This is a genomic window from Saccharomonospora saliphila YIM 90502 (assembly GCF_000383795.1).
Taxonomy (GTDB): Bacteria; Actinomycetota; Actinomycetes; order Mycobacteriales; family Pseudonocardiaceae; genus Saccharomonospora; species Saccharomonospora saliphila.
Genome location: NZ_KB912728.1, coordinates 32,350 through 40,883, shown reverse-complemented (window position 1 = coordinate 40,883; position 8,534 = coordinate 32,350). Strand labels below are relative to the sequence as shown.

General features: G+C 71.9%; 12 protein-coding genes. 3 read left to right on the top strand and 9 right to left on the bottom strand.

What is annotated here, in order from left to right; all coding sequences use genetic code 11:
* The 9 genes from SACSA_RS24880 to SACSA_RS0119095 form a co-directional block, all read right to left on the bottom strand.
* The coding region (locus tag SACSA_RS24880) for an NAD(P)-binding domain-containing protein (protein ID WP_048877058.1) at nucleotides 1-168 on the bottom strand (168 nt) is incomplete at its 3' end.
* A gap of 39 nt (nucleotides 169-207) precedes the next feature.
* Nucleotides 208-591, bottom strand: coding sequence for a SchA/CurD-like domain-containing protein (locus tag SACSA_RS0119130; RefSeq protein WP_019819357.1), 384 nt, complete (start codon nucleotides 589-591; stop codon nucleotides 208-210).
* A 56-nt stretch (nucleotides 592-647) separates the two neighbouring features.
* Nucleotides 648-992, bottom strand: a complete 345-nt coding sequence (locus SACSA_RS0119125; RefSeq protein WP_019819355.1) for an antibiotic biosynthesis monooxygenase family protein — start codon at nucleotides 990-992, stop codon at nucleotides 648-650.
* Nucleotides 989-2,245, bottom strand: a complete 1,257-nt coding sequence (locus SACSA_RS0119120) for a beta-ketoacyl synthase N-terminal-like domain-containing protein (protein WP_019819354.1) — start codon at nucleotides 2,243-2,245, stop codon at nucleotides 989-991. The genes SACSA_RS0119125 and SACSA_RS0119120 overlap by 4 nt, the downstream gene beginning before the upstream one ends.
* Entirely contained in the window at nucleotides 2,242-3,519 is a 1,278-nt protein-coding gene (locus SACSA_RS0119115) for a beta-ketoacyl-[acyl-carrier-protein] synthase family protein (protein WP_019819353.1), read from the bottom strand. Before SACSA_RS0119115 ends, SACSA_RS0119120 begins: the two co-directional genes overlap by 4 nt.
* A complete protein-coding gene (locus SACSA_RS0119110; RefSeq protein ID WP_028662047.1) occupies nucleotides 3,516-3,935 on the bottom strand; it encodes a cupin domain-containing protein in 420 nt (139 codons plus the stop codon). Before SACSA_RS0119110 ends, SACSA_RS0119115 begins: the two co-directional genes overlap by 4 nt.
* Nucleotides 3,928-4,443, bottom strand: a complete 516-nt coding sequence (locus SACSA_RS0119105; RefSeq protein ID WP_019819349.1) for an SRPBCC family protein — start codon at nucleotides 4,441-4,443, stop codon at nucleotides 3,928-3,930. The genes SACSA_RS0119110 and SACSA_RS0119105 overlap by 8 nt, the downstream gene beginning before the upstream one ends.
* A 1-nt stretch (nucleotide 4,444) precedes the next feature.
* Entirely contained in the window at nucleotides 4,445-4,714 is a 270-nt protein-coding gene (locus SACSA_RS0119100) for an acyl carrier protein (RefSeq protein ID WP_019819347.1), read from the bottom strand.
* A 67-nt stretch (nucleotides 4,715-4,781) separates the two neighbouring features.
* On the bottom strand, nucleotides 4,782-5,120 hold the full coding sequence (locus SACSA_RS0119095) for a TcmI family type II polyketide cyclase (RefSeq protein ID WP_019819346.1): 339 nt from the start codon (nucleotides 5,118-5,120) through the stop codon (nucleotides 4,782-4,784).
* Nucleotides 5,121-5,510: 390 nt separating this feature from the next.
* Between SACSA_RS0119095 and SACSA_RS0119090 the strand changes: the two genes are divergently transcribed.
* The 3 genes from SACSA_RS0119090 to SACSA_RS0119080 are packed head-to-tail and all read left to right on the top strand — an operon-like array spanning nucleotide 5,511 to nucleotide 8,483.
* The gene (locus tag SACSA_RS0119090) at nucleotides 5,511-6,911 is read left to right on the top strand and encodes an NAD-dependent malic enzyme (protein ID WP_019819344.1); all 1,401 of its coding nucleotides are present in this window, start codon (nucleotides 5,511-5,513) and stop codon (nucleotides 6,909-6,911) included.
* A complete protein-coding gene (locus tag SACSA_RS0119085; protein WP_019819343.1) occupies nucleotides 6,908-8,191 on the top strand; it encodes a DUF6986 family protein in 1,284 nt (427 codons plus the stop codon). The genes SACSA_RS0119090 and SACSA_RS0119085 overlap by 4 nt, the downstream gene beginning before the upstream one ends.
* 10 nt (nucleotides 8,192-8,201) lie before the next feature.
* Nucleotides 8,202-8,483 carry a hypothetical protein gene (locus SACSA_RS0119080; protein WP_019819341.1) on the top strand — a complete coding sequence of 94 codons (282 nt, stop codon included), beginning with the start codon at nucleotides 8,202-8,204 and terminating at the stop codon, nucleotides 8,481-8,483.
* The last annotated feature ends 51 nt before the right edge of the window (nucleotides 8,484-8,534 follow it).

The following is an 8,534-nucleotide window of genomic DNA, read 5'->3' as shown; positions in this document are numbered from 1 at the left end:
GGCCTCGGCCGGTGTCGGGCCGTGGCGGGCCCCGCGCGCGGCGAGCGCGGCGGCCTTGTCCTGGGTCCGGTTGTACACCGCCACCTCGAACCCCGCGTCGAGCAGGCGCTCGGCCATGGCCGTGCCCATCACCCCGAGCCCGAGGAACCCGATGCGTCGTAGTCCCATGCTCCACTCCTCGTCCGGCGCCGTCCCCGAGGCCCCGTGTCAGACAGTGCTGTCGAGCGGCTGGTCGTGCGTGCGGGAGAGCACGCATTCCATCGCGGCCTCCCGGAAGAACGCCCGCGCTCCTTCCGGGGTGACCATGTCGCGCGGCTTGGCCAGGTGCTGCTCCAGCTCGCGCTCGAACTGCTTGACCTCCGGCTGCCTGCTCATGTGCGCGGCGACCATCGGCAGCGGTCCGTCCACCTCGATGACGCGGACGGCGACCTCCGTGCCGACGAAGGCCATGGTGGAGAGCAGCCTGCCCACGACGCGGCCGTCCTCGTCGGTGACGTCGAACCGAGGCCGCCCGCTCGCGCGGAACAGGTCTTTGACGGTCTCCTCGCTACCCGGTTTGAGCGGGTAGAACAACGCGTGCCACGTACCCATGGGAATGCTCCCGTTCTCGTGATGTGCTCCCCTGCGCCACCGGGGCCGGAGGCCGGTCACCGGCCGGCGACCACGGTTTCGCCCGAGGTTTCGGTGTGGATGTCGAACCGGAGGGATCTCGCTTCGGAGAAGCAGGCACTCAGCGGACGGACCAGCTCCCGGTGCCCGGGATCGCGTTCCCATTCCTCGAACCGCTCGAGGGAGGTCCATTCGCTGGTGATCAGCCACTGTTCGGGGTCGTGCCGCGACCGGCAGACCTGGTCGACGATGTGCCCGGGGACCCCGTCGGCGACGTCGTAGCGGATGCGCTCGTAGGCGCGCAGGAACTCGTCGGTCTTGTCGAGGGGTACCCTGACCAGGAACACCACCCGGGCACGGGAACCGGCCTCGTCGCCGCTCATCGCCCACCTCCGTTCTCGGTCGTCGCGCCGTCGTGCCCACACAGCACCAGCGCGCTGTTGTAGCCGTCGAATCCGCGCGCACCGAGCAGCACCGTGTCGAGCTCGGCCCGCGTCGTGGCCGGGACGAAGTTCAGGTCGCAGCCCTCGGCGGGCTCGCGCACTCCCGCGCATGCGGGCAGAGTGCGTTCCCGCATGGCCAGGAGCGCGGTCGCCGCGTCCAGCGCCGCGCCGCCCTGGTACAGCCGACCGGTGAGGGACTTCTGGCTGGTGACCGGAACGTCGCGGGAACCGAAGACGGAGCGGATCGCCGCGGCCTCGGCGCGGTCGCACTCGGGCACGCCGAGCGCGTCCGGCACGACCGCGTCCACGGCCTCGGGGGGCCTGCCCGCGCGATCGAGAGCCAGGCGCATCGAGCGGGCGTACTGCTCCGGGGAGCCACCGCGCCCGGGCCCCGACGGCGTGCCGTCGTGAGTGGCAGCCCATCCGCGCACCTCGCCGTAGATCAGCGGAGCGCCGCGGGCGCGGGCGTGGTCGAGGTCTTCGACCACGAGCACGGCGCCACCTTCGCCGGGCACGTAACCCGCGGCGTCGGTGTCGAAGGGCAGGTACGCGCGGTCGGGGTCGTCGCGGGTGCTGAGCCGCCCGCTGCGCAACTGGCAGGACAGCGCGTACGGGCTCAGCGGCGCTTCCAGCCCACCGGCCAGCACCACCGGCACCCCCCGGCGCACCAGGCGCGCGGCGTGGGCGAGACTGTCGAGTCCGCCCGCGCTTTCGGAGACCAGCACGTTGCTCGGCCCCTTGGCCTGGTGGCGGATGGAGAGCTGTCCGACGGTGGCGGCGTAGAACCAGGCGATGGACTGGTAGGCCCCGACGGTGCGCTCCGGGTGGCTCCACAGCCGTTGCAGCTCCCGCTGTCCGAACACGTTGCCGCCGGAGGAACTGGCCAGCACCACCGACGCCGAGTAGGGGTCCAGTTCGGACAGATCAAGCGCCGCGTCCGCCAGGGCCTGTTCGGCGGCGGCGAAGCCCATCCAGGTCCAGCGGTCGGTCTGCACCCGCAACCGGCCCGGCACCTGCTCGGGGTCGAACTCGGTGACCTCCCCGGCGAGTGTGGCCGGGTATCCGGACGGGTCGAACGAGCTGATCCGTCCCAGCGCCCCGGTGCCCGCGGCGACAGCGGAGAAGTGGCCGGCGGCGCTGGCCCCGGTGGGGGCCAGCACTCCGATGCCGGTGATCACCGCGCGGCCGCTCATGAGCCGACCCCGGGCTTGGTGAAGACCATCGCCGACTGGAACCCGCCGAACCCGCTGCCCACCGACAACGCGGCCCGCACGGGAAGCTCGCGCGCGGTGTTCGGCGTGTAGTCCAGATCGCACTCCGGGTCGCGGTGCTCCCAGTTCGCCGTCGGCGGGATCGTGCCGGTGTCCACGGCCAGCGCGCACGCGGCCATCTCGATGGCACCGATGGCGCCCAGCGAGTGCCCGATCATCGACTTGATCGAGCTGATCGGCAGCGAGTACGCGACCTCCCCGAGAGAGCGTTTGAACGCCGCCGTCTCGTGCCGGTCGTTCTGCTTGGTTCCCGACCCGTGCGCGCAGATGTAGGACAGCTCGTCACCGGCGATCCGGGACTGCGCCAGCGCGGCGTCGATCGCCGCCGACATCTCCACGCCGTCGGCACGCAGCCCGGTCATGTGGTACCCGTTGCTGCGCGCGGCGTAGCCGGTGACCTCGCAGTACACCGGAGCGCCCCGGCGCCGTGCGTGCTCGAACTCCTCCAGCACCAGCACCGCGCATCCCTCGCCGAGAACGAACCCGGTGCGGTCCCGGTCGAACGGCCGCGACGCCCGTGCGGGGTCGTCGTTGTCCGGCGTCGTGGCCCCGATCGCGTCGAACGAGGCGGCCGTCACCGGCGACAACGGCGAGTCCGACGCCCCCGCCAGCACCACGTCGGCCTCGCCGTCCTGGAGGAGCTGGTAGGCGTAGCCAATGGAATCGATACCGGAGGTGCAGCCGGTCGAGACGACCTGTACCGGCCCGTGCACGCCGAACCGCACCGCGATGTCGGCCGACTGGCTGCTCGGTACCAGAGCCTGGTACAGGAACGGGCCCGCGTAGTCGGCGTCGACGTGCCAGTCGCGGCCGTGGTCGCTGAGCACCACGTACTCCGACTCCAGCGCCATGGTGCCGCCCACCGCCGACCCCATCACCACACCCGTGCGTTCGGCGAGCTCCTCGTCGAACTCGATCCCGCTGTCGGAGACCGCCTCGGCGGCCGCGACGAGTCCGAATTGGATGTATCGGTCGGACCGGCGGATCTGCCGGGGCGTCAACCCCGCCTCGACGGGGTCGAAGTCGCATTCCGCGGCGACCTGCGACCGGAACGGGGCCGGGTCGTAGAGCGTGGCTCGCCGGGTGGCCGTGCGTCCCGCCGTGAGCCCGGCCCAGAACTCCTTCCGTGTCACTCCACCCGGCGCCACCACGCCCACGCCCGTCACCACGACCCTGCGCGGTCTCGCACCGGTCATGCCGGCCTCGCCACCCGGCGTGCCGCCTCCTCGGCGGTCTCGGTGTCCACGTGCCCCAACTCGGGCCGGGGCGCCAGCGGCCCGAGGTGGAACACCGCCCGCACCCGCTCGGCCCCCGGATTGCACAACCGGTGCCGGGTGTTCACCGGGATCAACAACCCTTCCTCGGTGCCCACCCGCACCTCGTCCCCGTCCACGTCCACGGCCAGCTCGCCCGAGAACACGTAGAGGAACTCCTCGCTGTACGGGTGGTAGTGCTCGGCAACGCACTCGCCGGGCTCCACCGTGACCGTGCCCATGAACCCCGAGGTGCTGCCCACCGTCGCCGGACCGAGCACGACCCGGATCTCACCGCCCCGTCGCCGGTTCGGCGCGACGTCGCGTTCGACCACCGGCCCGCATGCCGTGCTAGTCATGCACCGCTCCCTCTCTCTCGTACCGCGCTCGGTGAGACGGGGCCGCACCGGTGCGACCCGCCCGGGCCGCGGCCTCGATCTTGTCCTTGATCGCCTGCATCTGGATGGGGGAATTGCGGTTGATCCGCTCGACCATGCCGTCGTCGTCCACCGGCGCCGTGGGCTTCATCGCGAAGTCCTGCACCCACGTCATCCGCGTGCCACCCGGCTCCTCGTGGTAGCTCCAGAAGATGTTCATGTACTCGAACGGACCGGTCTCCACGCGGTGAGCGCGGACCTCGCGGCGCTCCGGGTCCATCGTGCGCTCGCTGATCCAGCTCCAGACGCGGCCCTGCTCGTCCGGATGCAGTGTCAGGCGGAAGCGCAGGGTGTTGCCCTCCCGCTCAAGCACCTCGCTCTCGGCGTACTCGGTGTACAGGTTGACCCAGTTGTCCACATCGTTGGTCATGTCCCAGACCAACCACATCGGCGCGTCGATCAGGATGCTCTGCTCGGTGTGCCCCGCCATCTCACTCTCCTCCCACCACACGCGACTCGATGTGCGCCGCGATCTCCGGTACCGACATCCGCAGGGACCCTTCCGGCAGGCTCACTCCGTGGTGCTTCTGCACCAACGCCTGCAACTCCATGGCCGCCAGCGAATCCACGCCCAGGTCCACCAGGCTCCGGTCGCCTCCCCCCGCGAGGTCGGCGGCGTCCACGCCCGCACCCTCGACCAGCAGGCGCCGTACCTGGTCGACCATCGTGTCCGTTCCGGACCGCTGCTGCTGTTCGGTCATCACAACCCTCCCGATGCGCATCCGGGTCTCATTTCCGATCTGTCCGCTCCGGCTCCGGGCGAGCCACTCATCCGGCCTCCTTCCCGCCGCCGCGCTCCCACGTGTAGAACCGCCGTGCCTGGGCGTCCCGCGGCGAGCGCCAGGTCGAAAGGTACGGCGAGATGTAGGAGCTCAGTCGCGTGCTCACCCGGTCGAACTCCGGGTGCGCGCGTGCGGCCTCGACGGCCTCCGGACCGGGCTGGTCGGTTTCCAGCAGATGGATGTAGACATCGCCGAGCCGGTAGAGCGCGCGGTGCGACACTCCCGCGATGCGGGGCAACTCGGTCCGGTCGGACTCGGCCCAGATCCGGGCGACCTCGTCCTCGGCCTCCGGAGCGATCTTCGCGACGATCAACGACCGGTGCATGGCAGCCCTCGAACGCTCGCGGTCGCTCGTGCCTCGTCGTCCCGTTCCGCGACCACGCCCCACGACGCACCGCGGCAGTGGGTGCTCCCACCGGCCGGGTCGCGCGGCTTCGACCTTGTCGACATCGACTCTCCTCTCTCGCCGGTTCCTCAAGCCGAATTTCCTGTGGCACAGCGCCGAAACCGCCCGATACACGCACGTACGGGTGTGGTCGGGCGACCGCGATCACGGGTGGCTTACGCCGTCCGGGTGCCGCGGGCGGGAAGCAAGCGTGCTCCCCGCGCGGCCACGAACCGGCACCATTGAGATTCCGTTATGCAGACATTATGATCCGCATTACGGAAGCAACCCGCTTTCGCTGACACCCGTATTCGCCCCAAGTGAGGTCCGATGTCGAACCCCAGCCCGGGCTACGCGGTCACCGTGCGCGTGGAAACGCCGTCCCATGCCGGTGCCACCAGCGGTCTCGTGGGCGCCGTGAGCGACGCGGGCGGTGTGGTCACCGCGCTCGACGTCGCCGAGTCCCACGCCGACCGGCTCATCGTCGACGTGACCTGCGACGCCTCCGACGCCGCGCACGCCGACGCGATCACCGAGGCCCTGCGGCGCGTCGAGGGCGTGTCGGTGCGCAAAATCAGTGACCGCACCTTCCTGCTGCACCTCGGCGGCAAACTCGAGGTCACCCCGAAGGTCCCGCTCGCCCACCGGGACGACCTCTCCCGTGCCTACACACCGGGCGTCGCCCGGATCTGCCGCGCCATCGTGGACAATCCCGACGACGCCCGGCGGCTCACCATCAAGCGCAACACGGTCGCCGTCGTCACCGACGGCTCGGCGGTACTCGGCCTCGGCGACATCGGGCCCGCCGCCGCGCTGCCGGTGATGGAGGGCAAGGCCGCGTTGTTCAAGCGCTTCGCCGGTGTCGACGCGTGGCCGGTCTGCCTCGACACCCGGGACACCGACACCATCGTGGAGATCGTGCGCGCGTCGGCGAGCGTGTACGGCGGTATCAACCTGGAGGACATCGCCGCGCCGCGCTGCTTCGAGATCGAACGGCGCCTGCGCGCCGAGCTCGACATCCCGGTCTTCCACGACGACCAGCACGGCACCGCGGTCGTCGTGCTCGCCGCGCTGACGAACGCGCTGCGGGTCGTGGGCAAGGACGCCCGCGACGCGCGCGTGGTCGTGTCGGGTGTCGGCGCCGCCGGGCACGCGATCATCCGCCTGCTGCGGGCCGAAGGCGTGGCCGACATCGTCGCCTGTGACCGCCGGGGGGTCCTCCACCCGGGCCGGGAGGGCCTCGACCCGGACCGGCGGTGGATCGCCGAGACCACGAACCCGCGTGGGGTCACGGGCACACTCGCCGAGTCGCTCGCCGGTGCCGACGTGTTCGTCGGCGTGTCCGGGCCGGACGTGCTCACCGGGCAGGACATCGCCACCATGACCGACGACGCCGTCGTGTTCGCCCTGGCCAACCCCGACCCCGAGGTCGACCCGTTCGCCGCCCGGGAGCACGCCGCCGTGGTGGCGACGGGCCGGTCGGATTTCCCGAACCAGATCAACAACGTGCTCGCGTTTCCCGGCTTCTTCCGGGGCATGCTCGACGCGGGCGCCCACGAGATCACCGACGCGGTGATGCTCGCCGCGGCCGGGGCCATCGCCGATTCCGTGGCGCCCGACGAACTCAACGCCAGCTACATCGTGCCGTCCGTGTTCGACAGCCAGGTCGCTCCCTCGGTCGCGGCCGCGGTCCGAGCGGCGGCGGAGAATCCGAGCGGGAGGAGCGCATGACCGCCGACCTGGACCGCCTCGCCGACGAACTCGACACGCGGCTGGCCGAGGCCGACCGCGCCCTGGCGCGCGATTTCCCCGGTGACCGGCGGGCACGGCAGCCGGTACACACGGTCTACGTCCCGGGCGACCGTTACGACGCCACGACCGTCACCGCCTGGGGGCGCCAGGCCCGGGACACGCTCGCCCGGCACGGGGACACGCCCGCCGCGCTGGCCGAGGCGACGGGCGTGTCGGCCGAGGTCGCCGAGGCCGTGGCGCCGCGGGTACGGGAGAAGCTCGCGCGCGAGCCGATCGAGGACCTGCGCATCGACTTCGAGGACGGCTACGGCCCGCGCCCGGACGACGAGGAGGACGCGGCGGTCCGGGACGCCGCGGCCACACTGGCCGCCTCGGTCCGGGAAGGCTCGGCTCCGCCGTTCCACGGCATCCGGTTCAAAAGCTTCGAGGCCCCGACCCGCCGGCGCGGCCTGCGCACGCTGGGACTGTTCGTCGAGGCGCTGCACCGGGCCGGAGGACTGACCGACGGTCTGGTGCTCACGCTGCCGAAGGTGACCAGCCTCGCCCAGGTCGAGGCGATGGTTCTGGTGTGCGCACGCCTGGAGGCAGAGCACGAACTACCCACACGGTGCCTGCGGTTCGAGATCCAGGTGGAGACCCCCCAGTCGATCCTCGGGCCGGACGGCACCGCACTCGTGGCGCGCATGGTGCACGCCGCGGACGGACGGTGCACCGGACTGCACTACGGCACCTACGACTACTCCGCCTCGTGCGGGATCGCGGCGAACCAGCAGAGCATGGACCACCCCGCCGCCGACCACGCCAAGGCGGTGATGCAGGTGGCCGCCGCGGGCACCGGGGTCGCCGTCTCGGACGGCTCCACGAACGTGCTGCCGACCGGCGACACCGGCACCGTCCACGCCGCCTGGCGGTCGCACACCCGCCTGGTGCGCCGCTCGCTGGAGCGCGGGTTCTACCAGGGGTGGGACCTGCACCCGGGTCAGCTCCCGACGCGCTACCTGGCCACCTACGCCTTCTTCCGGGAGGGCCTCGACGGTGCCACGGCACGCCTGCGGGCCTACGTCGGCGGTGGTGACTCCACGCATCTCGACGAGCCCGCCACGGCAGCCGCACTCGCCGGGTTCGTGCTGCGCGGCCTCGACTGCGGAGCCGTCACCGCCACCGAGGTCCACCACGCCACCGGCCTCGATCCCGGCAGGCTCGCGGAGCTGGCGCGGCGCGGCACGGCGAGCCCCGACAGGGGCGCTCGCGCGGGGTAACCTCGCGCGGATGAGGCTGAACGCGGAATTCACGACCGAGCCGTTCGTCGGCGAGGGAGAGCCGCCGGGGCACGCCCGCGCGGCTCTCCGCGCCGCCGAGGAAGCGGGCCTTTCCGTCGACTTCGGACCGCTGGGCACCGGCGTCTCCGGCGATGACCGGACGCTTCTGTCCGCGCTCCAGCGCATCGTGTCCGCGGCCCTGGCACACGGGGCGACCAGAGTGACCCTCCAGGTCGAGACGGCCGGGCACGCGGCGTCGGCGCCCACCGCCGAAGGGGGCGCCGGTGCCTGAGCCGACCGGACCCGGCACGACGGAGGGCACCACCCCGGCGGACGGCGCGGG